Origin of the sequence: Bacillus sp. FSL K6-1338, from assembly GCF_038006965.1 — a bacterium.
GTDB lineage: Bacteria > Bacillota > Bacilli > Bacillales > Bacillaceae_G > Bacillus_A > Bacillus_A thuringiensis_S.
Window position 1 is genome coordinate 2,246,185 of the sequence record NZ_JBBOWI010000001.1, and the last position, 26,424, is coordinate 2,272,608.

Genomic DNA, 26,424 nt, shown 5'->3' on the forward strand with positions numbered 1-26,424 from the left:
AGAGGCTTTAATTATAGAAGTCTCTCCTTCTATTTTATTCCGCATTCATGGTAGATCGACTGATTAAAGTTTTCTTAAGAAGCTTTATTTTCTTGTAATTGCTTAGCGTATTGTACAGCCTTAAATGCATTGACTCTACCATTTTTCCAGTACGTACCTGTACCACTAATTTTATCAGAAGTTGACTCAATAATTTGGCGAATTTGTGTATTGCTATATCCTTGATTTGCTAAAAGAGCAGCGACTCCTGCAACATGAGGTGTTGCCATAGAAGTACCACTTAATGATTGATACGAGCTTCCTTTATAAGTGGAGTATATATTTGAACCTGGTGCTGCAACATCTACCCAGCTACCATAAGTAGAAAATGAAGATTTCTTATCTGCTTGATCTGTAGAAGCAACTGCAATTACTTCGCTGTAATAAGCAGGGTAATTAGCTTTTGTATTTCCAGCATTTCCAGCAGCTGCAACTATAACAGAGCCTTTATTCCATGCATATTGAACGGCTTGTTGTAATGCAGTACCACCATTTGGAGCTCCTAAACTTAAACTAATTACTTTTGCCCCCGAATCAGCAGCTTCTCGAATACCTTGCGCTACAGCATCAAGTGTACCACTTCCTTGATTATCTAATACGCGGACAGCATAAATTGAAGTTTGTGGGGCAACACCAGCAATTCCGACACTGTTATTCGTAAGGGCTCCAGTAATTCCAGCGCAATGTGTACCATGACCATTACCATCATCAGATGTATTGTCGTTATCAACATAATCATGCCCGTAAATTACTTTCGAAGCCAAATCAGGGTGTGAGCCTTGAACTCCTGTATCAATAATAGCTACTTTTACACCAGGATCACTTCGTTGGCTATCCCAAGCTTGTGGAGCTTGAATCTTTTGCAATCCATATTGATTTTTAAAATATGGGTCGTTCGGAGTCCAAAAGGCGTGAACGTAATAATTCGGTTCTGCATATTCTACATCTGGATTATTTTTATAACTCTTTATTTTTTCTTTTACAGTACCTTTCGAAAATTGAACGACTTCAAAACCTAACTTATCATCTTTAGATAAGACATTAGCTCCGACAGATTTATGAAAAGATTGCACGTTACTTAAAGATGCATTTTGCTTGAACTTAACGATTAATTGGTTAGGAACGTAATCAGTAGATGATGTTTCAGCGCTTGAAGTATTCGTGTTAAAGAAGAAACCACCAATAATAAATGATAAAACAGATAGGAAAACAATGATTTTGTTTTTCAAAAGATTTTTCCTCCCTTTTCTTGGATAAGTTTTTCAGCGACGCTTTAATGTCGCATTCCTTTTCAACTATATAGTTAGACCATACGATTTATGTCATTTATGTGAAAAACTTTTAGTGGAATAAAAAAGGGAAAGATTGATATAAATATATTTTTAATGATATTTACTGAGTAAGAAAACAAAAAAAGGAATGCTCATTATGTATGAATCATTCCTTTATTATTGATTAACTTGCCTGTTTTTTATGACTTTCTTTTAATTTCTCTGCTTGTAAAAAGCGATTCGTTTCAGCGACAACAATACTACTTAATCCAATTAGACCAATTAAGTTTGGAATTGCCATAAGTCCATTTGCAATATCCGCAAATGTCCATACGATGCCTAATTTTAAATTCGCACCAATAGCAATCATGATGATAAAGATTGCTTTATAATATTTAACAGCACTTTCTCCGAATAAATAAGCTACACATTTTTCTCCATAATACGACCAGCCTAAAATAGTAGAGTAGGCAAATAAAATAATTGCGATACCGAGAATCATACTACCAGCAGTACCGAATACAGATTGGAATGCAAGTGTTGTAGCTTCAACGCCAGTTTTACCTGATTTCCATGCACCTGTTGTAATTAATACAAGTCCTGTAATTGTACATACAATAAACGTATCTAGAAAAGTACCGGTCATAGAAACTAATGCTTGCTTTGCAGGTGAATCTGTTTTTGCAGCCGCCGCGGCAATAGGGGCACTCCCTAAACCAGCCTCGTTCGCAAATACACCGCGCGCCATTCCGATTTGAATAGCTGATGCAACTGTTGCTCCGATAAAACCACCAGCAGCTGCAGTACCAGTAAATGCACCAGAAAAAATAAGTGAAAATGCTTCTGGAATTTGATCGTAGTGATAGAAAATAATAATAAGGCCAGCAATGATATAAAAGAAAGCTTTAATAGGAACGATATATCCTGTCACTTTCCCGATTTTTTTAACTCCGCCTAAAATAACAATAGCGATTAAAAACGACATCAATATACCAGTTAGAGCAGGGGGGAAAGAGAAATTAATTCGCATTGCCTCTGCAACTGAGTTAGATTGCACCATATTACCGATACCGAAAGAAGCAGTTGTACCGAATATGGCGAATAAAACAGCAAGCCATTTCTTTCCTAAACCACGTTCTAAATAGTACATTGGTCCACCCGAATATTCGCCATTTTCATTACTAACACGGTATTTCACCGCAAGAATTGCTTCGGCATACTTTGTTGCCATCCCGAACAAAGCAGTAATCCACATCCAAAAGATTGCACCGGGACCACCGATTGTCACAGCTGTTGCAACACCAGCGATATTTCCCATACCAATCGTTGCCGCCATAGCTGTCATAAGCGCTTGGAAGTGGCTAATATCTCCAGAAGAAGATGTATCTTCTGATTTTTTAAAAGCTAGTTTGTGAGCGTATAATAGTTTACTAAACTGTAAACCTTTTAAACGCACTGTGAGAATGATACCAGTACCAACGAGTAACAACAACGTTGGTAGTCCCCACACATAGTAATTGATTTGTTCTAACACTTTACTTACTGTCTCCATCTGTATTCTCCTTTTTTAGAAAAAAATAAAAACCACTTCAAGTAAATGAAATGGTCTCTGGAGAAACAAGGGATAGAAAAATAAACCGATACAAATCGGCATTTTCTTTCGCTTGTCTCTGTCCTTTTACCTGAGAGATTATCCGCTATAGTAGCGGATTTGCTCCTTCGGTGCTCGTTTTCCTCTGCGCTATATAAAGCGAAAGGGAGTCTCTCCAGAGATTCGTCCCCATGCAGTTCTACTTGTAACCAAGACCTGAGAGTTTCAAAGTTGGTTTTACAACTTTTTGCCCCGTCGGTAGATCAATAGACCTTCTCCTGAATGGTTCATCCGAATTATAAAATTAATAACTTATACGCATTGAATGTGTATAGAATCAATAAAAACATTATAGTTATACAATTAATGAAATGCAATCATTTTTTTATTTTAAAATAGTAAAGAATGCTATTTTTTCAAAAGTCCTAATTTATCCTCAACTTCAGCTAAGGTGGATAAAGCGATGACAATAAGTTGATCGGCAAGTTCTAAAGAGTGTTTAGCATTTTCAATTATTTCATTAGCTGGAGTAGAGCTATTGGCTCCAGTTATAATCAAATCTGCTGCATTTTTCATGAAGTTAGATGCGGTTTTAAATTCAGTTGTGAAATAGGTTAGTTGCTTTTGTATATGTACTTCTACTATGTTTTCTTCAATTTGTAGGGTGTCAATTTCTTTTATGATTGTTTCATATTGCTTTGAAACAGAAATCATTGTACTTAATAGTTTAGTCCTGTCAACCGAATCTTCGTTTATATTAATATCCTCCCAAGCAGGCAACCAATCTTTCTCGATGATGTCATTATAATTTGTAGTTAACTCATCTATTTTAGGTTGCAGGTTAGTTTTGAATGTTTTTGTATCAATTGTTTCTACCGTGGCTTTTTTGTTATGATTTTTATCTATCATTGTGTAGAAAATCGTACTGGCAATAATAAAAATAGAAATTACAACTGACCATTTTTTTGAAAAAAAATTCCTCAATGAGTAACGCCTCCAAAATTTTAAAATCTATTAATTATAATATATAACAATAACAGTATTAATGATAGAGAATATAGTCTAGAATTGATTTTAATTATATTTTTTATATACATAAATAACTAAGATTAGTAAAATGATGAAAGTAATATGTGAGAAAAGAGGGTTTTCAGTGAAAATGAATAGAAAAAACTAGTTTCAAATATTTCAATGGCTATGATATTAGTTGGCTTATTTGCACTCATATATCTGGACAAAGAATCTAAAATTGAAGATTTTCCAGTACCAATGTCAGCAATCCATATTAACGATGAAAAGGAAGAGGATTATAAATATATAAGTGTAATGCCAATTACAAAGGCGAGTGGCTGGGAGAACTTAGGGGAAAACGGTCATACTGTTAGTTTTAAAAAAGAAAAACGGAAGGTAACGGTAGTACATTATCCAGGAGAAATTACGTATTCTATATTTGAAAAATAATTGATGATAAAAGAGATAGGGAGTAGATAATAATGTAGGATTGTTTACTTCCTATCTTATTTGGATTTTAATTCTGAATTGTTGGAATTAAAATTATTATGCGTATAGAATAAAATAGTATTTCTTATGAAAATGAGTGGATAGTTTACCAAGTATAAAAAATAGGATGTTTTATTGAATGATATAGATAATCAGTAATATATAATTATGTTATGTAAACTATAAGCGGGATAAGAAAGCAAAGCAAGGGATTTTAATTTTTATATTTTAGATGTATTTTTACCCGGTAAGTATTCCGGTAATTAACTTACAACATTTACGGAGGGCATCAAATTTCGAGTAAGTAATGGAGTTGATAACAAAAAAATTAACGTTTGTGTATATGGAAAAATAGAAAGTATGGCGAGTGGGAAATGGATCGGATCATAGGGGGGAATTAAAAATGTTACTAAAAACAATCTACTGTAAAGTGGAAGAAGAGAAAAAAGAATTATTTTCAAGTGCGCAAGAAAAATGGCGTGATATACAGCACCTAGATGGTTTTCATGGACAATTTGGTGGATGGAATGAAGATGAGGCATGTGTATTTACTTTATGGGAAGATAGAAGTGTATATCAATCATTTATGAATGCTTCTCACGATACAATTTATTTAAATAGTAATCAAGAGGATACGTTTCTTTCATGTGAAATTGAATTATTTCAAACGTTGTATGATATAACTGATATGCATTTGGAAGATATTGTAATAGAGGGAGCATTCGTAAGAGTTGCTATATGTGATGTAAAGTTGGAAAAGGAAAAGCATTTTTTACATAAGCAAGAAACAATTTGGAATAAAGGAATGGAAAAAGCAAAAGGAATGCTAGGTGGAGTAGTTGGGAAGTCTTTAAAAAATGAAAATCGTTACATAGTGTTAACGTATTGGAAAGATGAAATAGCGCACCAACATTATGTGGAAGAGATTTTCCCAGATTTATATAAATTAGCTAATATTCATGAAGATATAGAAGAGATAAAAGGAAAACAAGCTGTATGTAAGGAAGAATGGCTTGTATATTAAACGCTGAAAAAGTGCATAAATGATTGTATAATAACGATATTTTCTTATAAACAAGTAATTAATAGAAGACGTTATATACCCTTTCATGTTAATATATTTAAGTTATAATAGGAGGCTTACCCTTTTGTATTGTACGGTAGAAGCAGTGTGAGCTTGAAATTTTTTTTAGAAAAGGATGTGCCTAATTTGCGTATCAATAAATTTATTAGTGAAGCTGGAAAAGCGTCTCGACGTGGAGCGGATAAACTAATTAATGAGAGAAGAGTAATTATTAACGGTAAGGTTGCAAAAATTGGTGACCAAGTAAATCCAGGTGATGATGTACGAGTAAATGGAGAGCAGCTTCGAATTGCTCGAGATCACGTATATATCGCTTTAAATAAACCAGTAGGTATTACATGTACGAGTGAAAAAGCTGTAAAAGGTAACATTATCGATTTAGTGAACCATCCTTTACGAATTAGTCACATTGGACGTCTTGATAAAGACTCAGACGGTTTAATTTTGTTAACGAATGATGGTGATATCGTTAATGAAATTTTACGTGCTGAAAACAAACATGAGAAAGAATATATCGTTTCAGTAGATAAGCCAATTACTCCTGATTTCTTAGAGAAAATGGCAGCGGGTGTTAAAATTTTAGGAACAAAAACGCTTCCTTGTGAGATTACACAGCTATCAAAATATGAGTTCCAAATTATTTTAACCCAAGGGCTAAATCGCCAAATTCGCCGTATGTGTGAAGCTTTAGGTTATCAAGTATACACGTTAAAACGTACGAGAATTATGAATATCGAATTGAATAATTTACCAGTTGGACAGTGGAGAGATTTAACGAAGAAAGAGAAAAGACGTCTATTTGCAGACTTAAATTACGAACCACAAGATTGGTAAAATTGTGAAGTGAAACCAAAAAAATTTGGTTTCACTTTTTAAATTAAATAAATAATTTTTTTAAACACTTGCAAAAATAAAATGAATAAGATATATTAAATAACAATAAATGGATGTTTTACAAAAAGCAAAGAAAAGGACACGAGTTATTTTACCCGGTTATACAGAGAAGGAAGGAAAGCTGAGAACTTCCTAACGCAGAAAAATAACTTACCACCTTAGAGCTGCACTAGGGAAATTAAGTATCTAGTGCCGTGTATGCGACGTTATCGCAAAAGAAGCCATTATGTTTTTTGTGATGGGAATCTGGGTGGAACCACGGATATAAGCATATTCGTCCCTATATTTAGGGATGAATATGCTTTTTTGCATTCAATTTCATAATAAGCGAAGAAAAGGACACGAGTTATTTTACCCGGTTATACAGAGAAGGAAGGAAAGCTGAGAACTTCCTAACGCAGAAAAATAACTTACCACCTTAGAGCTGCACTGGGGAAATTAAGTATCTAGTGCCGTATAAACGACGTTACCGTAAAAGAAGCCATTGTATGTTTACAATGGGAATCTGGGTGGAACCACGGGTATAAGCACGCTCGTCCCTATTTTAGGGATGAGTGTGCTTTTTATTATGAAATGGAGAGATGAAAAATGAAAGAACAAATGATTGAAATTAAATTTCCAGATGGTAGCGTGAAAGAATTTGTAAATGGAGTTACTTTAGAAGAAATTGCTGGATCCATTAGCAGTAGTTTGAAAAAGAAAGCAGTCGCGGGGAAAGTAAATGATGGATTATATGATTTACGCCGAAATATTGAAGAAAATGCGGAAGTGGAAATCATTACTATAGATTCAAATGAAGGTGTAGAAATTGCAAGACACTCTGCGGCACATATTTTAGCGCAAGCTGTAAAAAGATTGTATGGTGATATAAATCTTGGAGTAGGGCCTGTTATTGAAAATGGATTTTATTATGATATGGATCTTCCAAGTAGTGTAAACATAGAAGATTTACGAAAAATCGAAAAAGAAATGAAAAAGATTATAAATGAAAATATAAAGATAGAACGAGTTGAGGTTTCTCGAGAAGAAGCAGCTAAGCTGTTTCAAGAAATAGATGATAGTTTGAAATTAGAAATTTTAGAAGCAATTCCTAGTGGAGAAAGTGTAACACTATATAAACAAGGTGAATTTGTAGATTTATGTAGAGGACCACATTTACCATCTACAGGTTATTTGAAAGCATTTCAATTAACTCACGTTTCCGGTGCATATTGGCGAGGTGATAGTAATAACCAAGTGCTTCAGCGTATATATGGTGTTGCATTCTCTTCTCAAAAAGAATTAGAAGAGTATTTACATTTCGTTGAAGAAGCAGCAAAAAGAAATCATCGTAAGTTGGGAAGTGAGCTTGAGTTATTTATGTTTTCTGAAGAGGCTCCGGGAATGCCGTTTTATTTACCGAAAGGACAAATTATTCGAAACGAATTGGAAGCATTTTTAAGAGAAATTCAAAAAGAGTACAATTATCAAGAAGTACGCACTCCGTTCATGATGAACCAAGAAGTATGGGAGAGATCAGGGCACTGGGGACATTATAAAGATAATATGTATTTCTCTGAAGTAGATAATAAAAGTTTTGCATTAAAACCGATGAACTGCCCAGGGCACATGCTTATGTTTAAAAATAAATTGCATTCTTATCGTGAATTACCGATTCGTATGTGTGAATTTGGTCAAGTACATCGTCATGAATTTAGTGGTGCGTTAAACGGATTATTAAGAGTACGTACTTTCTGCCAAGATGATGCACATTTATTTGTAACTCCAAAACAAATTGAAGATGAAATTAAATCCGTAATGGCGCAAATTGATTACGTATATAAAACTTTTGGATTCGAATATGAAGTAGAGCTTTCTACTCGTCCAGAAGATTCAATGGGTGATGATAAATTATGGGAGCAAGCAGAAGCAGCATTAGAAAATGTATTACAATCGCTAAATTATAAATATAGACTAAATGAAGGTGACGGTGCATTTTACGGGCCGAAAATTGATTTTCATATTAAAGATGCTTTAAATAGAAGTCACCAGTGCGGAACAATCCAGCTTGATTTCCAAATGCCAGAGAAATTTGATTTAAATTATATAGATGAAAATAATGATAAGAAAAGACCAGTTGTTATTCACAGGGCAGTTTTAGGGTCATTAGATCGCTTCTTAGCAATATTAATTGAGCACTTTGGAGGTGCGTTCCCGGCATGGGTGGCACCAGTTCAAGTGAAAGTAGTTCCGGTTTCAAATGCAGTACATGAACAATATTGCAGTGAGGTTGCACATAAATTAGCAAAAGCTGGAGTTCGTGTTGAACAGGATGCACGAGATGAAAAATTAGGATATAAAATAAGAGAAGCACAAATGCAAAAAGTACCGTATTTTCTTGTTATTGGGGATAAGGAAATGGAAAGCGGAGCTGTAAATGTACGTAAATATGGGGAAGAGAAGTCAGAAGTTGTTGCGCTAGATGTATTTGTGGCAAGGATTGAAGAGGAAATAAAGAATAGAGAATATTGATTGTAAAGAAAACACACTATTAAAAATTAGTGTGTTTTCTTTTTTATCTTACAAAAATGTAAGGTAAATGTAAGCGAAATCGAGGGAACGAGTTGTAGAAAAATGAGAATATGAAGTAGGAAATAGGTTCATGTTACGGATGTAACTCTTATTGAATGCATAATTAAAAAATTCTTAAGAATTCACATGACAAAATAATAAGAAATATGTGAGAAATTGATTTTATACAAAAGGGATGGAGTGAAAGAGATGTCAACAAATGTAGTTACTGTAGAAAGTGTAGAAAAAACGTATGGGAAAAGAAATGAGAATCAGTCAAAAGCATTAAGGGGCGTATCGTTAAGTATTAAAGAAGGAGAATTTGTCGGGATTATGGGGCCTTCTGGATCTGGAAAAACGACTTTACTTAATGTGATAAGTACACTTGACCAGGCGACAGGTGGTAGTGTGACGATAGCTGGAACAAATATTACTTCTATGAAAGGTAATGCATTATCAGATTTTCGATCGCAAAAATTAGGTTTTATCTTTCAAGATTTTAACTTACTAGAAAATTTATCAATTTATGAAAATATCGCTTTACCACTTTCTTTGCAAGGCGTACCGTCCAGTGAGATTACTGGAAAGGTAAATGACGTTGCAAAAAAATTAGGCATCACTGAAATTTTAACAAAATATCCGACTGCTGTTTCTGGAGGACAAAAACAAAGAACAGCGGCGGCAAGAGCTTTAGTACATAATCCGGCAATTGTATTAGCAGATGAACCGACAGGAGCGCTTGATAGTAAAAACGCAAAAAGTTTATTAGAAGCGATGCAAGATTTACATGAAAATCACAATGTAAGTATTTTAATGGTTACACACGATGCATTTAGTGCAAGTTATTGTGAGCGTATTTTATTTATTCAAGATGGTCTTCTTTATAAAGAATTAAATCGTCAAGGCACTCGAGAGAATTTCTATCAAGACATTTTAGGTGTGCTCGCTCATATGGGCTCAGCTGCTGAGTCTAAGTAGGGGGCGAAACTATGTTATTTAAATTATCACGTCATAGTATGAAAAAGATGTTAAAAGATTATATGGTTTTACTTATTGGTCTCGTTATTAGTATTAGTATTTTCTACATGTTCCAAACGATGGCGATGAATAGTGAATTTACGAAAGATAATAGCCTAATTAGTAGTATTAGACTCGTCTTTTGGGTAGGTGCAATACTATTATCTTTCATTACTGTATTTTATATTATATATGCCAACTCTTTCTTGCTCACGTTAAGAAGAAAAGAACTCGGTATGTACATGATGCTTGGTGCGAAAAAGAAAAAAGTAGCACAGTTATTATTTATTGAAACATTCGGTATGGGGATTGTAAGTATTATTATCGGTATTGTAGTAGGGATGTTACTTGCAAGTGTAGCAGGAAACTTTTTAATGAATGGAATGGAAATTTCAGCAAAAGGTAGTTACGCATCTGTATACACACCAGCAATTTTAGTTACAGCTATTTTCTTCTTAATACTATTTTTCATTACTGGCTTAATGAACAGCGTCCGATTGTTACGTAAAACTGAACTAGAGTTAATTCGTGAAGATGAAACACTAGATGAAGTGAAGAAAAGTAAAACTCGCATTATTATAATGACAGTACTTGGTGTATTACTGGTAAGTACAGGGTACTATTTTATGATCAATGTAAAAATATATGCTGAATTAGGTTTTATTATAGCAACCATCGTTACAACACTTGGCACATATTTTATCTTTAGTTCATTACTCCCATTTTTTGTGATGAAAATTAAAGGGAATAAAAAACGAAATGAAATTGGTCTAAATAGTTTTACATATGCACAGCTACGCTTTCGAGTAAATAGTTTATCGAGAGTATTAGGTACTGTAGCGATGTTAATTGCATTAGGAGCAGGTGCGATGACTGCAGGTATGGCGTTCCAAAAAAATGTAGGTATTATGACAGACTTTTCTCGTGTATATGATGTTGTAATTCATGATCCGAATGATCAAGACAAAGCGGCCTTGAAAGAAATGGAAATTGTTGAAGAGAGCAATTACAAATATAAAGTAGATGGAGAAGCGGTTTATTATTTACGTAACGACTTAACTGCGAAACCACCACTTGTTTCAGACCATTTTGATACAAAAACTTTAAAAGAGCCTGTTCGTAAACGTGTGACTGAACCTTTAACTGAACCTGTATATTCAGCTTTAGAGGCTCCTGAATTAGCAAAATTCCCTCAAATGCCAAAGGATTGGGAAGACGCAGTTGTAAGAGAGATACAAATTACGCATAATCAATTTAGCGGAAAACCAGTAAGAATTGCAGACGAAGAGCATTATAAAGGGATTCAAGGAACAGAACACACTGTAACATTAGCAAAAGTAGATGATATGAAAAAATATAAACCGTTATTGATCGAAATAGACAAGAGACAAAAAGAACAAATTGAAAAAGCAACAGGTGCAAAGGTAGACTTATTTACGAAAATGACAATTTATCAGTTTATGAACAGCTTCATGAGCGGAACAATGTTTATGGGATTTTTCCTCGGAATTGCCTTTTTAGCAATGATGGCGAGTTCCCTTATGTTCAAAATATTAACAGGTGCTTCTCGTGATGTACGCCGTTATGAAATGTTACGAAAAATCGGCGTAAGACGTAGTATGTTAACGAAAAGTATATATAAAGAAATTTCATATTTATTTATCTTCCCAGCAATCATTGGCATCTCTCACGTTTTAGTGGGGCTTAACTTATTCAGCTTTATATTAGTTGATCCGTTTGTAAAAGTGTGGGTGCCAATAGGAATCTTCTTAGTCATTTATTTCATCTATTACTGGATAACTGTTCAACTTTATAAAGGGATGGTAATGCCGAAAGAAGAGGTAGCTAAATAGTTTATGAAAAGAGTCCTTGTTTTGAAAATAGGGCTCTTTTTATGTTTTTTATAAAGAAGGAAAAGATTGATAATGGTCGAAAAACATAATGTTATTTCCAATAAATTACTAAAATGATAATGTTTTATTAAGAGAAACGACCCGAAGTATGAAAGAAATGCTACAGTTATTTCGAAACAAAGTGTATGCACGTTTTTTCTAGGGAATATTTTAGAGCGACTTAGTTCTATGATTGCTGGAATTATTCTTTCTATAGAGAGATAGAAAGAATAAAAAAGATAGCTGAAGACAAATTGTTTTCAGCTATCTTTTTTGTTTAATTTAGTGATGTCCAGCTAGTAGAGTAAACGCTATTATTAGGAGAAAACCACTAGTTGCCCACATTAGAAATGTAAGGAAAGAGAGCTGTTTCTTAGCTTTCCAAAGCATTTCATGAATTGTGACATATCCAAGTGAACCAATAGCACTTCCCATAATGAGGCCTTGCAGGTGACGAGCTTTTCCTTCCATCAAAATTCCAAAAACCGTACCAGTACCGAGAATAAGAGAAAGTAATAAAGTCGTTAATAAAAAGGAAATATATTTATGCTTTGTAAAAAGAAATGGAATAATTAAAGCTAATCCTTCTGGAATATGGTGCACGACGATTGCTATTAAAAAGGGAATGGCAGAGTCATTAGGATTTATAAAAGCTGTACCTAACGCAAATCCACTAGGTATATTATGAATAAATATAGCGAAAGAGAGAAAAAGGAAGGTTTGCCATGCTTGTTGATCTTTTTTATGTATCATTGGATGATGACAATAGTTATCTAATAAGCTCATAACTAAAATACCGATGGCTATACCAAGTATAGGCCCAATTATTTCATAGCTTGAAAATGTTTCAGGGATAATTTCAAGTGATAATAACCCGAATAAAATACCACCACATAATGCGTATAAACGATGCATCTTTTCTTCAATGAGTTGGCGTGTTGCTACTCCAACAGCACCACCTAACAGTAATCCACCGAACGAAAAAAATGTTACAATCATTGGGATCCATAAACGTTCCATAGTATCACACTCCGATTCTATTCCCTTATTTTTAGCTTACGAAAAATTAAGTTGGATTAGTCCAAGTAATTGTGTTTGAGTATAGAGAAAAAAGTAGTGATTCGTTATAATTTATATATTAAATTTAAGTGAGAAAATGAAAAGGGGAATTGGTTATGCAACAAATTAAAAAAATAGGAAACTCATTTTGGTATATGACACCAGTTTCTGAAACGGATAGACCTATATTAGGAATGGTTGTTGGAAAAGAAAAAACTTTAATGATTGATGCAGGGAATTCAGAAGAACATGCACAATTATTTTTAGAAATGTTAAAAGAACAAAATGTATCGAATCCTGATTTTGTAGCACTAACGCATTGGCATTGGGATCATATTTTTGGATTATCTGTATTACGGAATGCATTAACTATTTCGCACGCTGAAACGAAAAAAGAAATGCAGGCAATAGTATCTTATGAATGGACAGATGAAGCGTTGGACGCACGCGTAAAAGAGGGTACTGAAATTGAATTTTGTGCGGATTGCATCAAGAAAGAGTTTGAAGAAAAAGCGAGAAATATTAACATTATTCCTCCAACCTTAACGTTCCAGGATCAAATGGAATTAGACCTTGGTGAAGTGACCTGCGTGTTAAAACATGTGGGCGGAGATCATGCACATGATTCTGTTGTTATGTACATAAAAGAAGAAAAGATATTGTTTTTAGGAGACTGTATATATGCAGATATTTTTTCTTCGAAGTGGAACTATACGACGAAAAGAACGTTTAAATTGATAGATGAATTAGAGAAATTTGATGCTGAGACATATATTCTTTCTCATGGGGAAGCGATAAATCGAGAGGAGTTTTTACAAGAGATTCGTATGTTAAAAACAGTAGGAACTTATACAGAAATTCATAAAGGCGATGAAGAGAAGATAAAGGCAGTGTATAAACAAGAACTAGATAGAGAATTAAATGAAGATGAGTTAGAAACAATAACGTATTTTGTCAATGGTTATGAAATGAATAATCAATAAGACACTACATTAATCCAATATAATTAAATTGCACAAAAAGAGTATTGAAATTTAATTCAATACTCTTTTCAATAGTTAAATATGTAGTTTCAACTAAATTCTAAATATAGGGGTTCATCGTCTGAAGTGATTTTATTCTATTTATTTTTCGTATAGATAGTGGTTCAAGTAGAAGCTTTCTTTGCTAATTCAGTAATATATTCAAAGAATACATCACGTTTTACATCATAAACGACATTTACAGGTCGTCCATTAGCAGTTTCCTCTGTACGTCCTTGGCTTGGTCCGTATGTATGAACGATACTATTAATCGTTTCAGTTTTTGCAAGGTTAGTGTTTCCGACAAGCGCGGTAGTTAGTACATCCCATAAATAGTAAGTAGAGTTCGTTGAGAAGTGAACGAGAGGGGGGACCATTGCATAGCATTGACCAAGGAAATCCATACCAATATACTTTCGTTCTTTTGCCCACTGTTCACGTATGTTTTTAGTTAACGGAACTTGGTTTGTACTTTCTAGTGTCACTAAGTCGATTTTAATTTTTGCATCCCATACACGAGCCACTGCTTCAGGGTCCCAAAACGAATTCCACTCAGCTGTTCCATCATGCTCTGGTTCATGTACATTGCCTGCTGTAAGAAATGTACCACCCATCCAAACGAGACGTTCAATTTTATCTTCGATTATGGGAGCTTCATATAATGCACGAGCAAGGTCAGTTAGGGGCCCAGTAAATAATAAAGTTGTTTTTCCTTCCGTTTGTAGAAGCGTTTCTATTAAATGATGATGCGCGGGTTTTGCCACCACGGGTGTTACAACTTTTCCAGACTCATTTAAAATTGGTAGAGCATCTACATAAAATGCATGCATCCGCCAGTCTTTTGGAAACGGGTTTTGCCCGCGAGAGTTTGAAGCGGCTACTGCAATATTACCTTTGCCGAAGCGATCGATAATTTTACGACTGGCAGACATTGCGGGTTCTAAATAGCAGTCTGCTGGGATAACAGATACACCGGTAAGCTCAACGTTTTCCATTTGAAGTAATAAAAATAATGAAATTAAATCATCTACGCCGCCATCATGATTGAAGTACACTTTTTTCTTCATTGTAATCTCCATCCTATATGATTTAGTTAGAAATTAAATATGAATTGAGGAGAAGTCATCAATAATTTCCACCACTTCAATTTCTCCATTAATCAGTAGCTCAGGAAGTTCATTTCTAATATTTCCTTTCCAATACTCTCTAGCTTGTTCGATTTTTTGAGAAAAAGGAATACCATCTTCTTTTGGTAAAAGATTCCCGTCACCTTCAAAAGAACTTCCGATTACTTGTAGTTTAACAATCTGTAAAACTTCTCGATTGTAAGAATCAAATAATGCTTTCCATTTTAAAGCATCTTCATAGCTTTTTGCAGCGTATAAACAAGATAATCTGGAAGGATATTCAGGGAATTCTTGTAGTCTAACCATTTCTACAATTGTTTCTCTAGCTGCTCTAATTGTTTGATCCATATAACTCATGACTACTTTAGCATTTTCATTATTTATATGTAATTCGTTATTTTTATAGTGTTTATTTAAAATTTGTATGCCATCTTCACCATTAGCATTTAATTGTTCTCTTTCAAAAAAGAAGTGATATAGAGTATTGTGTTGATTTTTGTTAAAAGGAATGATTTGTCCGATATGCATTTTTTTCTTTGTTACGATATGATATACGAAAAATCCTTGTTCATTCATGGTTATCCTCCTAGTAATAATGTAATGCAATGTTAAATTTAGTAATTCAACATTGAAATATATAAAACCTTTATAAGTAAAAGTGAGAATTTGAGTTGAAAGTAAAGAAAATACATGAAAACGTTTTAAATTTGTTCACAAAATGTTCACTTACGAAGGGGGTTTCAATATCGATATAATGACAAAGACTCAAAGAGAAAGGATGATGAATTTTGCCAACAACAAGAAAAGAAAACCTCCAATTTGGTATGATGATGTGCCTTGGGATGGTTATCGTAATGACGTTTTACAATTTACTAATGAATGAAACAGGAGGACCAATTTATATTAAAGAGATTGCATTAGAACTATTAATTGGCTTTATTATTGCGCTATTAATTGAAATATGTATCGTTGGACCTTGTGCGAAAAAAATTGTATTCATGTTGCCATTTGATAAATCTAAGAAAATAAATATTATCGTTGCGATGGCGACAACTATGGTAATCGGAATGGTGTTCTTTATGTCATTTTTCGGTATGGCTATGATGCATTTACATGGTGGACTACAAGGAGCTTCATTTGTTTCAATTTATTTTTCGATTTTTATTAAAAATTTCATAATGGCATATCCATTACAATTAATTATTATGGGACCGCTTGTACGTTTCTTATTTGCAAAGTTTGTTATGAAAAAGAAATCTTTTAATGTAGCGTAATTCAAATTTATAAAATTTTATATATAAATAATAAAGATAAACACATCTCGCATTTTTGAGGTGTGTTTTTTGTTCATTCCAAGTTATTTTCATAGTGATGTGACATTTGTCCTTTTGCCATTATAGGATTATAGCTTTTAATTAAGTCAGAAATAAAAGATGAGGAGATGATTTTTTGAAAGGTATTATATTTGCTGTTTTTGCGGGGATATTTATAACACTTCAAGGAACCTTTAATGCGAAACTTAGTTCACATATCGGTATATGGTCGACGAGTATTATAACCCATTTAATTGGATTCCTTATTGCAACAACTGTATTTTTGTTAAAGAAAGAAGAGAAAGTAACAGATTTAAAGAGTGTGAAAAAAGTATATTTAGCAGCGGGTGCATTTGGTGGATTCATTATTTGTGCAGAAACGATGGCGATATATTCACTAGGAGTTACATTGACAGCTGGCACACTAATGGTTGCTCAATTGTTAACGGCAACAGTTATTGAAATGAAAGGACTGTTTCATATAAAAAAGATACAGATGGAGAGATATCATATTGTGGGAACAATAGTAATGATTATAGGTATTGTTGTATTTAATATGTAAATGAAAGGAGAAATGAATATGGAGGATAAATCAGGTTTAATTACGCATTATTTGAGAACCAATAAAACGCTCGAGATTTTTTCAGAAATAGATACAGTTTATTTTCAATTAAATTACTTTGAAAAAGGCGAGCTTATTTGCAATATAGATGACGAAATGGATCGTTTATATTTTGTTGTTAAAGGTAAAGTAAAAGTTTACACGATTACATCAGAAGGAAAGAAACTAATCCTTCGCTTTATCAATCCATTGGCCATTGTTGGTGATATTGAATTAATTCAAAATAGCAAAGCACATAATGTCGTTGAAGCTTGTTCAGATGTTATAGCTATCTCCATTTCTAATACGGTTATTAGAAACAAGTTATTACATGATCCTATATTTATGAAGTTCTTACTTGAAAACATTGCGAACACGTTAAAAATATCGACTCGTTTTACTGCTCTTAATTTACTTTATCCTGTAGAAGTACGTGTAGCTAGTTATTTACTTTCAATTTCAACAGATAGTAACGGGAATATGTACAAAGGGGATTTGGATACGACTTCGGTAACAAGTATTGCAGACTTTATAGGGGTAAGTTATAGGCACGTAATTCGGGTATTACAAAGATTTTATAATGATAAATTAATTGAAAAGAGTAATGGAGTTATTGTCATTAAAGATTTTTCTAGAATGAAGGAAGTCGCTAAAGATAATATATATGAGCAATGAAAGGGAGAGGAAGATTTTGATTGGATTTAGTTTAGCTATATTAGCAGGAATATTAATTAGCTTACAATCTGTTTTTAATGCAAAAGTAAATGAAAATGTAGGACAGTGGTTAACGACTACATGTGTCCTTGGAATAGGTCTCATTAGTTCTATTCTATTTTATATCATTACAGAAAACAGTATTAACATTAAAGTGTATACTACAAATTATTTGTTTTATGTAAGTGGACTGTTTGGCATCGGGTTAATTATTTGTATAATGGGTGCAATAAAGAGCTTAGGTCCAGCATATACGGTGCTAATTAGTCTTATTACTCAATTGGTCGTTGCGTTATGCATTGATACATTCGGATTATTTGGAATGGAGAGCATTCCATTACAAATAAATAAATTAGTTGGTATAGGTTTATTAATTGTGGGGGTAGGAATTTTTAAAAATCTATTTTTGAATAAGAAAGCTATTAGAATAACCGAGGATGAGATTTGAAGGTTATAAGGATGTTGATAATCAGATTATAGATGTTTATGTAGTGGGAATACATTTTATATATGTCTCTGTTAGTGAAGGGTATATATATATTCGATAAAAAACGTGAATTAGCTATTAGTGTAGTTGAAAAGAAGACGTCAATAAGTTAAGGTCTTCTTTATGTATTGTTCTGAAGTTATCAGAACTTAAGTATAAGGGAATGGGAAGTGGTTTAAGTTAAGAAGAATATGCCCGAAAATAAAATATTACTTAACATATATAACTAATGAATGCAATGTCTTTTTCAGTTATTAAGTTGTAAATCATTTTATGATAAAATCTTTTACATAATTTAATAAAGGGGTAGTATTCAATGGGTTATTTCTCAAATGGTTTATTAGTTTTGTTTGTGCTAATCGTATGCAGTTGTATATTTTTTGGTTGATAATATAATGAGAGTCTTATATAAAAGAAGTTATCTTAAGTGAGATAACTTCTTTTTATTTTATATTGAGAAGGAATTCTATCTTTCTTATTGAAGTTTGTTCTAGTTATTTTTACATCGATTAGATTTGTGTAAAGGGAATTTTATGAAATATAAACAAGCCAGAGAATAGGGAGTATTTACATGGAAAATAGTATACGCCACACAAGTGAACATCCTACAGATTTTAATGGATTATTATCCTTATACGAATCTTTAGGATGGAATTCTCTTAAATTAACGGTTAACGAGTTAGAACAAATGTGTAAGCAAAGTTGGTATGCAATTTATGTTTTTGATGATAAGAGGTTAGTAGGGATGGGGCGTGTCATATCAGATGGAGTCATAACAGGCATTATTTGTGGAGTTGGTGTATTGCCAAAATATCAGTCTAGTGGCATCGGAAAAGAAATAGTGAAACGATTAATCCAGCACTGTGAACAAAACAAGGTTATTCCACAACTTATGTGTGTAGAAAAATTGCAATCTTACTATGAATCTATAGGGTTTGAAGCATTCTCTATTGGGATGACAAAACATATTATAAGATAAAGGTGCTTTATCCCGCTATTTGCCGGGCAGTAAAACCCCAACGGATTAAAGTTTCACTTTATATTTTCAGTTTACTCGTACATATTTTCAAACTTCAGTATAAAGGAGAATGGCTGTATGGAGATTGCTAAAGGGATAGAAATGTTACAACTTGAATTTCAAGAATTTGTTATTCATCCAATTCTTTTATGGGATGATGAAATGGCAGTATTAATAGATACGGGTTTCCCAGGACAAATTGAAGATATACAAGTAGAGATGGAAAAGGTTGGGGTATCATTTGATAAGTTAAAAGTCGTGATTTTGACGCATCAGGATATTGATCATATAGGTAGTCTTCCGGAGTTGTTGCAGCGCTGTGGAAATAATATTAAGGTTTATGCGCACGAATTAGATAAGCCATATATTGAGGGGGATTTGCCTTTATTGAAGGAAGGAAATGTAGAGAACCGACCAAAAGGAAAAGTGAGTGATACTGTGATTGACGGGCAAGAACTTCCGTATTGCGGTGGAATACTAATTCTTCATACTCCAGGGCATACTCCGGGTCATATTAGTTTATATTTGAAACGAAGTAAAATTCTTATTGCAGGAGACTCTATGTATAGTGTGAATGGGATGTTAGGAGGAATTCACGCCCCAACAACTATAAATATTAAGGAAGCAAAGCAGTCTTTGAAGAAGTATTTAAATTTACATATTGAATCTGTAGTTTGTTACCATGGGGGATTAAGTAAGGAGAATATAAATGTTCAACTTCAAAATTTGTAAAGTTAAAATGGAGTTTTTTGTTAAGTGACGTTGAAGTATAATCTGGTTATTAGTATATAAATAAATTATAAAAGAGCATGTTTGTGAACTGCACCCCAATTGTTAGACACAGTCTAACAATTGGAGGTGCAGTTTTTCTATGGCTAAATTTACAGCTGATGAAAAAATACAAATCGTTCTACGTTATTTGAACGGAAATGAAAGTTATCGAGAAATGGGTAGATCGCTCGGTATAAGTGACACAATCATTTTGAATTGGGTAAACCAATATAAACAGAATGGTCTGGAAGCTTTTCTAAAACGATGTACAAATTACACACAACAATTTAAACTAGACGTACTAAACTTTATGATTGAAAACGGTATGTCCTTATTTGAGACGGCAGCTATCTTTAATATTCCTGCCCCTTCAACGATTTCTGTTTGGAAAAAACAGCTCGAAACACAAGGAATTGATGCCCTTCAATCTAAGAAAAAGGGGCGTCCATCCATGAAAAAAGATTCAAATAAACAATTAAAACAACATTTAGCTGAAGGGTCAGTCGAAGCACTTGAAGCACGCATTAAACAGCTTGAGATGGAAAATGAGTACTTAAAAAAGTTAAATGCCTTAGTTCAAAACAAGGAAAAATCACAAAACAAGACAAAGCGCAAGTAGTCTATGAATTAAGGCATAAATATTCGGTGAAGGCACTCGTGGAGCTAGCTACTATTCCTCGAAGCACGTATTATGATTTAGTAAAGAAAATGAATCGTCCAGATGTAGATGCCGATTTGAAAGCTGAGATTAAAGCGATTTATGAGGAAAATGAAGGTCGTTATGGTTACCGTCGCATTCGTGATGAATTAACGAATCGTGGCCAGAAAGTGAACCACAAGAAGGTTCAGCGCATTATGAAAGAGCTTGGGTTAAAGTGTGTTGTGCGTATGAAGAAATATAAATCCTATAAAGGAAAAGTCGGTAGAATTGCACCTAATATTTTAGAGCGTAATTTTCATACAGATGCACCGAATCAAAAGTGGGTAACAGACATCACAGAGTTTAAATTGTTTGGAGAAAAACTGTATGTATCACCTGTATTAGATTTGTATAATGGTGAAATTATTACCTATACAATTGGTTCTAGACCGACGTATTCGCTTGTTTCAGACATGTTAGAGAAAGCATTGGAACGTTTACCTGAAACGCACCAGCTACTGATGCATTCGGATCAAGGATGGCATTATCAAATGAGACAATACGTCCGTACACTAGAATCAAGAGCTATCGTCCAGAGTATGTCTCGAAAAGGCAACTGTTACGACAACGCAGTAATAGAAAATTTCTTTGGGATTATGAAATCGGAGTTCCTCTACATAAAAGAATTTGAAAATGTAGAGCACTTTAAAATAGAATTAGAAAAATATATAGATTATTATAATACGAAACGGATTAAGGCAAAATTAAAAATGAGCCCGGTACAATACCGGACTCACTTTTATCAAGCTGCCTAATCAAATAACCGTGTCTAACTTTTAGGGGTCACTTCATTTGAAAAAATTAAACATGCTCTTTTATTAAAGTAAATCAGTTTAATATGAATGACCTAACCCATTCCAATAAAAAGAAACGATTTCTTGTGCTAATTCATCTATATTTGCAAGAATAGGATTGTGATTCTCATCTTTAAAATTCCCAATTGATAATAAAGATACGAAAGCATGAGCCGCAAATTTAGCGTTTCCTTTCGGAATTTCTCCGATGTGCATCGCATTATCGAGTGCTTTTTCTAGTACTTCATACATATTATCTTCAGCATTTTTTAATTCTTTCAATTGTTTTTCAGATAACGACAGTTTTGCATCTTTCATAAAATTTTTCATATCAATATCCATCGTTGCGTGTAAGTAAACTTTAGCGAAGTCTAATAATCTTTCTTCTAACGTTTTGTTTGTAGAGAGTATTTGAGACATATTTTCGCGTATACGTACCATCATTTCGGTCATAGTAGCGGTAAATAAATCGGCTTTTGTTGAATAGTAATAGTAGACAGTTGCTTTCGTAACACCACAAACTTTTGCGACCTCATCCATAGAAACGACTTGATAATTTTGTGTAAGAAATAAGCGGGTTGCCACTTCTAAAATGGTTTCTTTTGTAGATTTTGTATTTTTATTTTGACGCGGCCTTCCGAGAGGACGTTGTTTTTGTTCCAAATACATTCGCTCCTGACATTTATGATTGAGATAATTATAACATAATTTTCAATCATTCTTGATTAATTAACCGACCAGTATATATAATTAATAATGGAGGAAAAAAGGAAGGTGGGTTTTTATGAAAAAGCACCCGTTACATATGTTAGGGAGGCTTGTAGCAGGGAAAAATACGCAATGGATCACTTTATCGGTGTGGGTTCTTATTACATTATTACTTTCATTTACGTTACCACAAGTAAACAGTACGAAAGAACCGAATCCAAAAAATTTACCTGAAACAGCTATGTCACAGCAAGCGGAAGCGCTTATGAAAAAAGAGTTTCCGAATAATACAGGGAATCCGTTGTTAGTAGTATGGTATAGAGATGGTGGATTACAGTCACAGGATTATAAACTCATACAAGACGTTTATAAAGAGTTAAAAGCTAATCCTTTAAAAGAACAATCAACGTTACCGCCATTTGATACAATTCCAGAGCAAGTATTATCAAAAAGTGCATCAAAAGATGGTACATCATTTGTTACACCGGTATTCTTTAATAAATCTGCTGGTACGGATATATTAAAAGGAAATCTGGAAAAGCTTGAAAAAAAAGTGAATAGTAAGGTGGATGAAGATCCATTTAAACAAAAAATAAGTGAATCTGGTTTACATGTTCGATTATCTGGGCCTGTAGGTATTCAAACGGATGCAGTTAGTTTATTTAGTCAAGCAGATGTGAAATTGTTAGTGGCTACTGTATTATTAGTCTTGATCCTATTAATTTTGCTTTACCGTTCGCCAATTTTAGCAATTTTACCTATACTTGTTGTTGGCTTTGCATACGGTATCATTAGTCCTACACTCGGTTTTTTAGCTGATCACGGATGGATTAAAGTAGATGCCCAAGCAATATCAATTATGACAGTATTATTGTTTGGTGCTGGAACGGACTATTGTCTATTTTTAATTTCAAGATATAGAGAGTACTTGTTAGAAGAAGAAAGTAAATATAAAGCATTACAACTTGCGATTAAAGCTTCTGGCGGTGCAATAATAATGAGTGCGTTAACTGTTGTACTTGGATTAGAAACATTACTACTTGCTCATTATGGTGCCTTTCATCGATTTGCAGTACCATTTAGTGTTGCTGTATTTATAATGGGAATCGCGGCTTTAACCATTTTACCAGCACTATTATTAATTTTCGGTAGGATTGCATTTTTCCCGTTTATACCGAGAACAACTTCAATGAATGAGGAGTTTGCAAGAAAGAAAAAGAGGGCTGTAAAAGTTGAAAAATCAAAAGGCTCCTTTAGTAAAAAACTTGGAGATGTAGTAGTACGAAGACCGTGGACAATAATTATGCTAACTGTGTTTGTATTAGGTGGATTGGCTTCGTTCGTACCACGTATTCAATACACATATGACTTATTAGAATCGTTTCCAAAGGATATGCCTTCTCGTGAAGGGTTTACGTTAATTAGTGATCATTTCTCAGCTGGTGAACTAGCACCAGTAAAAGTGGTTGTTGATACGAAAGGAAAAGAGCTTCCTATTAAACAAGAACTAGAGAAATTTTCTTTCGTAAATACAGTGAAAGAGCCAAAAGAGGGAAAAGAAAATAAGCAAATACAAATGTATGAAGTTTCTTTAGCGGAAAATCCATACTCAATTGAAGCGTTAGATCAAATTCCTAAATTGAAAAGTAATGTAGAAAAAGTATTAAAAGATGCTGGGATTCGTAATACTGAAGATCAATTGTGGATTGGTGGAGAAACAGCTTCATTATATGATACAAAGCAAATTACTGAACGTGATGAATCAGTAATTATTCCAGTAATGATTAGCATTATCGCTTTACTATTACTTGTCTACTTACGATCGGTTGTTGCGATGATTTATTTAATTGTAACTGTCGTTTTATCATTCTTCTCAGCGTTAGGAGCAGGATGGATATTGCTTCATTACGGTATGGGAGCGCCGGCCATTCAAGGTGCGATACCGTTGTACGCATTCGTATTTTTAGTTGCTTTAGGTGAAGATTATAATATCTTTATGGTTTCAGAAATATGGAAAAACAGAAAGACACAAAATCACATGGATGCAGTAAAAAATGGTGTAATACAAACAGGTAGTGTTATTACATCGGCAGGTTTAATTTTAGCAGGAACTTTTGCAGTGTTAGGTACACTTCCAATTCAAGTATTAGTTCAATTTGGTATTGTAACTGCAATTGGCGTATTACTAGATACGTTTATCGTAAGACCGTTACTTGTACCCGCAATTACAGTTGTGTTAGGCCGATTTGCTTTTTGGCCAGGTAAACTTTCAAGAAAGAGTGAAGAAATACAAAAGGTGGATGCATAGTTAAAAAAGCCAAGGATATTTTCCTTGGCTTTTTCAATGTAGTTAATTAATTTTTTGAAGTCAAATCATCAGCTGAAGCGTGATCAGCATCTTCAATTGTTGTTTCGGGCATTCCGTATAAGCCGTTCATTGCTTGTTCTTCGATAGTAAGGTTTGCAGTATTATTATTTTGAATAGATGTAGTGTTTTCAGTAACATTTTCTTTTTTATTCATATTTTTGTTATTCATGTATGTATCCTCCAAATTTCATTTGATTTATCTATAGTATGTGGATGGATTTCCAGAAATATGTGAATTGATTCTTACATATGTTATATAATTAAATAAATAATTAGGGTGAAATGTACACTGTTAGGAGTGAACAATTATGGTGAAAGCAAGGGAATTAGCCTTCTAAAATAAAAAGAAAATTTTAGGAGGCTATTAGAATGAAGTTCCATGTAATTGATAGAGAAGATTGGAATAGAGAGCAGTATTTTGAGCATTATTTAAAGTTGAAATGTACATTTAGTATGACTGTGAATGTTGATATCACGATGTTATTAGAGGAAGTATATCAAAAGGGAATAAAATTTTATCCCGTTTTTATATATTTAATTTCTAGAGTAGTAAATAATCATAAAAAATTTCGAACATGTTTTAACGATGAAGGAGTTTTAGGCTATTGGGAGGAAATGATACCGAATTATACAATCTTTCATAAAGATGATAAGTCTTTTTCAAGTATATGGACGGATTATTCAAGTGATTTCCGCACTTTCTATAAAAATTATGAAGACGATATGAGATGCTATGCTAATGTTCATGGTCTTTTCACGAAAGAAAATATTCCGCCTAATGTATTTCCGATTTCTAGCATACCTTGGACTAGTTTTACTGGATTTAATCTTAATATTAATAATGATGAAAAATTTCTATTGCCAATTATAACTTGTGGGAAATATTTTAACGAAGGAAATAAGGTTATGCTACCAGTTTCATTGCAAGTACATCATTCGGTTTGTGATGGATATGATGCGAGTCAATTTATAGAAGATTTACAGCAGTTAAGTAATACTTGCAACGAGTGGCTTAAGTAATATCTAATTTTTAATTATATAAAGTGAAACTTTAATCAGTGGGGGGGTTCAGCCCTCACCAATCGGGCGTTCACGGGCAGCAGGGCCCCACCTAACTTCTTTGCTTTTGCTGAATTTTGAGGTGGGGGTCTTACTGTCCGGCAAATAGCGGGATAAAATTGAAAATGAATAAAAGAAGAGAACATGTTGATATTACATGGTCTCTTCTTTTATTCATTAATACTAAGTAATTGTGGAAAATATAGGGTGATTTGTAGTTTAATAGTAAAGAGAGTGATTAGTATTAATTTTCTTTGTTTTTAAAAATTTAAGGATATAAATGTTTTAATAGGGGGGAATAAAGTGAAATTCTTAAGCATTGAAAAAGATGAAATCTTAATTGGGAATATGGCAAAATTGTATTGTAAAGTATTTGAGAAAACAAATTTCAATGAAATGATCGAGCGAATGAATAGGCATATAGAATATACAGGTTTTAAAGGTATAGTAGCAATAAATGATGAAAATGAAGTAGTTGGCTTTACTTATGGTTATCGCTCAATGGAGGGACAGTACTATAATCAATTAATGAGAGAAGCGTTACATCTAGAGCAAGTAGACGAATGGTTACAAGATTGTTTTGAATTTGTAGAGTTAGCAGTTCACCCACAATACCAAAATGAAGGTCTTGGAACGAAATTACATAATAAATTACTAGAAGGGCTTTCAAATAGAACAAGTGTTTTAACAACACAAATAAACAATGAAAAAGCACGTTCGTTATATGAAAGATTAGATTGGGTAAATGTATTAGAGCCATTTCATCCAAGTAAAAATGATGTTCCATATATAATAATGGGAAAAGCATTAAAAATAAAAATGAATTGATAATTATGGAATTCACA

At 33.4% G+C, this 26,424-nt stretch carries 24 protein-coding genes, 2 pseudogenes, 1 riboswitch and 2 other annotated features; of the genes and pseudogenes, 18 read left to right on the forward strand and 8 right to left on the reverse strand.

Translation table 11 applies throughout. The annotated features are described in order from the left end of the window. Positions 1–74 precede the first annotated feature (74 nt). The 3 genes from NZ044_RS11670 to NZ044_RS11680 form a co-directional block, all read right to left on the reverse strand. Positions 75–1,268: a S8 family peptidase gene (locus NZ044_RS11670; RefSeq protein ID WP_000790929.1), complete on the reverse strand. Its 1,194-nt coding sequence runs from the start codon at positions 1,266–1,268 to the stop codon at positions 75–77. A gap of 226 nt (positions 1,269–1,494) precedes the next feature. Beyond that, entirely contained in the window at positions 1,495–2,862 is a 1,368-nt protein-coding gene (locus NZ044_RS11675; protein WP_000451033.1) for an alanine/glycine:cation symporter family protein, read from the reverse strand. A 108-nt stretch (positions 2,863–2,970) separates the two neighbouring features. Further along, positions 2,971–3,090: riboswitch (glycine riboswitch) on the reverse strand. Positions 3,091–3,309: 219 nt separating this feature from the next. Next, the gene (locus tag NZ044_RS11680) at positions 3,310–3,885 is read right to left on the reverse strand and encodes a hypothetical protein (RefSeq protein ID WP_001243468.1); all 576 of its coding nucleotides are present in this window, start codon (positions 3,883–3,885) and stop codon (positions 3,310–3,312) included. Between the two features lie 133 nt (positions 3,886–4,018). Between NZ044_RS11680 and NZ044_RS11685 the strand changes: the two are divergent. The 7 genes and pseudogenes from NZ044_RS11685 to NZ044_RS11715 form a co-directional block, all read left to right on the forward strand. Continuing rightward, positions 4,019–4,362: pseudogene (locus NZ044_RS11685) on the forward strand (hypothetical protein). 442 nt (positions 4,363–4,804) lie between these two features. After that, positions 4,805–5,425: a YdbC family protein gene (locus NZ044_RS11690; RefSeq protein ID WP_000925175.1), complete on the forward strand. Its 621-nt coding sequence runs from the start codon at positions 4,805–4,807 to the stop codon at positions 5,423–5,425. Between the two features lie 186 nt (positions 5,426–5,611). Next, on the forward strand, positions 5,612–6,319 hold the full coding sequence (gene rluF, locus NZ044_RS11695; protein WP_001222160.1) for a 23S rRNA pseudouridine(2604) synthase RluF: 708 nt from the start codon (positions 5,612–5,614) through the stop codon (positions 6,317–6,319). 121 nt (positions 6,320–6,440) lie between these two features. Next, positions 6,441–6,664, forward strand: a binding site (T-box leader). A 36-nt stretch (positions 6,665–6,700) separates the two neighbouring features. Continuing rightward, positions 6,701–6,923, forward strand: a binding site (T-box leader). Positions 6,924–6,967: 44 nt separating this feature from the next. After that, positions 6,968–8,890, forward strand: a complete 1,923-nt coding sequence (thrS, locus tag NZ044_RS11700) for a threonine--tRNA ligase (RefSeq protein WP_000663089.1) — start codon at positions 6,968–6,970, stop codon at positions 8,888–8,890. 249 nt (positions 8,891–9,139) lie between these two features. Beyond that, positions 9,140–9,907, forward strand: coding sequence for an ABC transporter ATP-binding protein (locus NZ044_RS11705; protein WP_000106426.1), 768 nt, complete (start codon positions 9,140–9,142; stop codon positions 9,905–9,907). An 11-nt stretch (positions 9,908–9,918) separates the two neighbouring features. Further along, positions 9,919–11,799 (forward strand): FtsX-like permease family protein, encoded by a 1,881-nt coding sequence (locus NZ044_RS11710; protein ID WP_000897903.1) that lies wholly within the window; start codon positions 9,919–9,921, stop codon positions 11,797–11,799. A gap of 148 nt (positions 11,800–11,947) precedes the next feature. After that, positions 11,948–12,048, forward strand: a pseudogene (locus NZ044_RS11715) (MFS transporter); the annotation flags it as partial. Positions 12,049–12,120: 72 nt separating this feature from the next. Here the strand turns inward: NZ044_RS11715 and NZ044_RS11720 are convergent. Next, entirely contained in the window at positions 12,121–12,858 is a 738-nt protein-coding gene (locus NZ044_RS11720) for a ZIP family metal transporter (RefSeq protein ID WP_340949756.1), read from the reverse strand. Between the two features lie 155 nt (positions 12,859–13,013). Between NZ044_RS11720 and NZ044_RS11725 the strand changes: the two genes are divergently transcribed. Continuing rightward, positions 13,014–13,880, forward strand: coding sequence for an MBL fold metallo-hydrolase (locus NZ044_RS11725; protein WP_001184095.1), 867 nt, complete (start codon positions 13,014–13,016; stop codon positions 13,878–13,880). Between the two features lie 164 nt (positions 13,881–14,044). Here NZ044_RS11725 and NZ044_RS11730 read toward each other — a convergent pair whose 3' ends face one another. Further along, positions 14,045–14,998: a nucleoside hydrolase gene (locus NZ044_RS11730; protein ID WP_118961908.1), complete on the reverse strand. Its 954-nt coding sequence runs from the start codon at positions 14,996–14,998 to the stop codon at positions 14,045–14,047. Between the two features lie 21 nt (positions 14,999–15,019). Beyond that, positions 15,020–15,622 carry a DUF2441 domain-containing protein gene (locus tag NZ044_RS11735; RefSeq protein ID WP_001005235.1) on the reverse strand — a complete coding sequence of 201 codons (603 nt, stop codon included), beginning with the start codon at positions 15,620–15,622 and terminating at the stop codon, positions 15,020–15,022. A 212-nt stretch (positions 15,623–15,834) separates the two neighbouring features. Here NZ044_RS11735 and NZ044_RS11740 point away from each other — a divergent pair, with 212 nt between their 5' ends. The 7 genes from NZ044_RS11740 to NZ044_RS11770 all read left to right on the forward strand — a co-directional run bounded on the left by NZ044_RS11740 (position 15,835) and on the right by NZ044_RS11770 (position 21,405). Further along, positions 15,835–16,320, forward strand: coding sequence for a hypothetical protein (locus NZ044_RS11740; RefSeq protein ID WP_001143403.1), 486 nt, complete (start codon positions 15,835–15,837; stop codon positions 16,318–16,320). Between the two features lie 175 nt (positions 16,321–16,495). Continuing rightward, entirely contained in the window at positions 16,496–16,921 is a 426-nt protein-coding gene (locus NZ044_RS11745) for a DMT family transporter (protein WP_000676020.1), read from the forward strand. Positions 16,922–16,939: 18 nt separating this feature from the next. Continuing rightward, on the forward strand, positions 16,940–17,635 hold the full coding sequence (locus tag NZ044_RS11750; protein WP_000389684.1) for a Crp/Fnr family transcriptional regulator: 696 nt from the start codon (positions 16,940–16,942) through the stop codon (positions 17,633–17,635). 16 nt (positions 17,636–17,651) lie between these two features. Continuing rightward, the gene (locus NZ044_RS11755) at positions 17,652–18,122 is read left to right on the forward strand and encodes a DMT family transporter (protein WP_000579008.1); all 471 of its coding nucleotides are present in this window, start codon (positions 17,652–17,654) and stop codon (positions 18,120–18,122) included. A 610-nt stretch (positions 18,123–18,732) separates the two neighbouring features. Further along, positions 18,733–19,140, forward strand: a complete 408-nt coding sequence (locus NZ044_RS11760) for a GNAT family N-acetyltransferase (RefSeq protein WP_000431724.1) — start codon at positions 18,733–18,735, stop codon at positions 19,138–19,140. Between the two features lie 117 nt (positions 19,141–19,257). Then, positions 19,258–19,911 (forward strand): MBL fold metallo-hydrolase, encoded by a 654-nt coding sequence (locus tag NZ044_RS11765; RefSeq protein ID WP_000401471.1) that lies wholly within the window; start codon positions 19,258–19,260, stop codon positions 19,909–19,911. A 139-nt stretch (positions 19,912–20,050) separates the two neighbouring features. After that, positions 20,051–21,405, forward strand: a protein-coding gene (locus tag NZ044_RS11770; RefSeq protein WP_085959122.1) for an IS3 family transposase whose coding sequence is annotated in 2 segments (ribosomal slippage) — positions 20,051–20,504 and positions 20,504–21,405 — 1,356 coding nt in all. Because the reading frame shifts where the segments join, the coding sequence is not laid out codon by codon here. 78 nt (positions 21,406–21,483) lie between these two features. Here the strand turns inward: NZ044_RS11770 and NZ044_RS11775 are convergent. Further along, entirely contained in the window at positions 21,484–22,107 is a 624-nt protein-coding gene (locus NZ044_RS11775; protein WP_017763131.1) for a TetR/AcrR family transcriptional regulator, read from the reverse strand. A gap of 121 nt (positions 22,108–22,228) precedes the next feature. On the opposite strand from NZ044_RS11775, the gene NZ044_RS11780 reads away from it, so the two are divergent. Continuing rightward, positions 22,229–24,460, forward strand: a complete 2,232-nt coding sequence (locus NZ044_RS11780; RefSeq protein ID WP_118961886.1) for an MMPL family transporter — start codon at positions 22,229–22,231, stop codon at positions 24,458–24,460. 46 nt (positions 24,461–24,506) lie between these two features. On the opposite strand, the gene NZ044_RS11785 is transcribed toward NZ044_RS11780, so the two are convergent. Then, entirely contained in the window at positions 24,507–24,689 is a 183-nt protein-coding gene (locus tag NZ044_RS11785; protein ID WP_001060661.1) for a DUF4021 domain-containing protein, read from the reverse strand. Positions 24,690–24,889: 200 nt separating this feature from the next. On the opposite strand from NZ044_RS11785, the gene catA reads away from it, so the two are divergent. Further along, positions 24,890–25,540, forward strand: coding sequence for a type A chloramphenicol O-acetyltransferase (catA, locus tag NZ044_RS11790; protein ID WP_000668530.1), 651 nt, complete (start codon positions 24,890–24,892; stop codon positions 25,538–25,540). A gap of 342 nt (positions 25,541–25,882) precedes the next feature. Next, on the forward strand, positions 25,883–26,407 hold the full coding sequence (locus NZ044_RS11795) for a GNAT family N-acetyltransferase (RefSeq protein ID WP_000670760.1): 525 nt from the start codon (positions 25,883–25,885) through the stop codon (positions 26,405–26,407). Positions 26,408–26,424 lie beyond the last annotated feature (17 nt).

Excerpts from the sequence above, each read along its gene's own strand:
- NZ044_RS11730 (WP_118961908.1), bottom strand. The coding sequence starts at position 14,998 with ATGGAGATTACAATGAAGAAAAAAGTGTACTTCAATCATGATGGCGGC.
- NZ044_RS11720 (WP_340949756.1), bottom strand. The coding sequence starts at position 12,858 with ATGGAACGTTTATGGATCCCAATGATTGTAACATTTTTTTCGTTCGGT.
- NZ044_RS11675 (WP_000451033.1), bottom strand. The coding sequence starts at position 2,862 with ATGGAGACAGTAAGTAAAGTGTTAGAACAAATCAATTACTATGTGTGG.
- NZ044_RS11725 (WP_001184095.1), top strand. The coding sequence starts at position 13,014 with ATGCAACAAATTAAAAAAATAGGAAACTCATTTTGGTATATGACACCA.
- NZ044_RS11735 (WP_001005235.1), bottom strand. The coding sequence starts at position 15,622 with ATGAATGAACAAGGATTTTTCGTATATCATATCGTAACAAAGAAAAAA.
- NZ044_RS11780 (WP_118961886.1), top strand. The coding sequence starts at position 22,229 with ATGAAAAAGCACCCGTTACATATGTTAGGGAGGCTTGTAGCAGGGAAA.
- thrS (WP_000663089.1), top strand. The coding sequence starts at position 6,968 with ATGAAAGAACAAATGATTGAAATTAAATTTCCAGATGGTAGCGTGAAA.
- NZ044_RS11710 (WP_000897903.1), top strand. The coding sequence starts at position 9,919 with ATGTTATTTAAATTATCACGTCATAGTATGAAAAAGATGTTAAAAGAT.
- NZ044_RS11705 (WP_000106426.1), top strand. The coding sequence starts at position 9,140 with ATGTCAACAAATGTAGTTACTGTAGAAAGTGTAGAAAAAACGTATGGG.
- NZ044_RS11785 (WP_001060661.1), bottom strand. The coding sequence starts at position 24,689 with ATGAATAACAAAAATATGAATAAAAAAGAAAATGTTACTGAAAACACT.
- NZ044_RS11765 (WP_000401471.1), top strand. The coding sequence starts at position 19,258 with ATGGAGATTGCTAAAGGGATAGAAATGTTACAACTTGAATTTCAAGAA.
- NZ044_RS11750 (WP_000389684.1), top strand. The coding sequence starts at position 16,940 with ATGGAGGATAAATCAGGTTTAATTACGCATTATTTGAGAACCAATAAA.
- NZ044_RS11690 (WP_000925175.1), top strand. The coding sequence starts at position 4,805 with ATGTTACTAAAAACAATCTACTGTAAAGTGGAAGAAGAGAAAAAAGAA.
- catA (WP_000668530.1), top strand. The coding sequence starts at position 24,890 with ATGAAGTTCCATGTAATTGATAGAGAAGATTGGAATAGAGAGCAGTAT.
- NZ044_RS11760 (WP_000431724.1), top strand. The coding sequence starts at position 18,733 with ATGGAAAATAGTATACGCCACACAAGTGAACATCCTACAGATTTTAAT.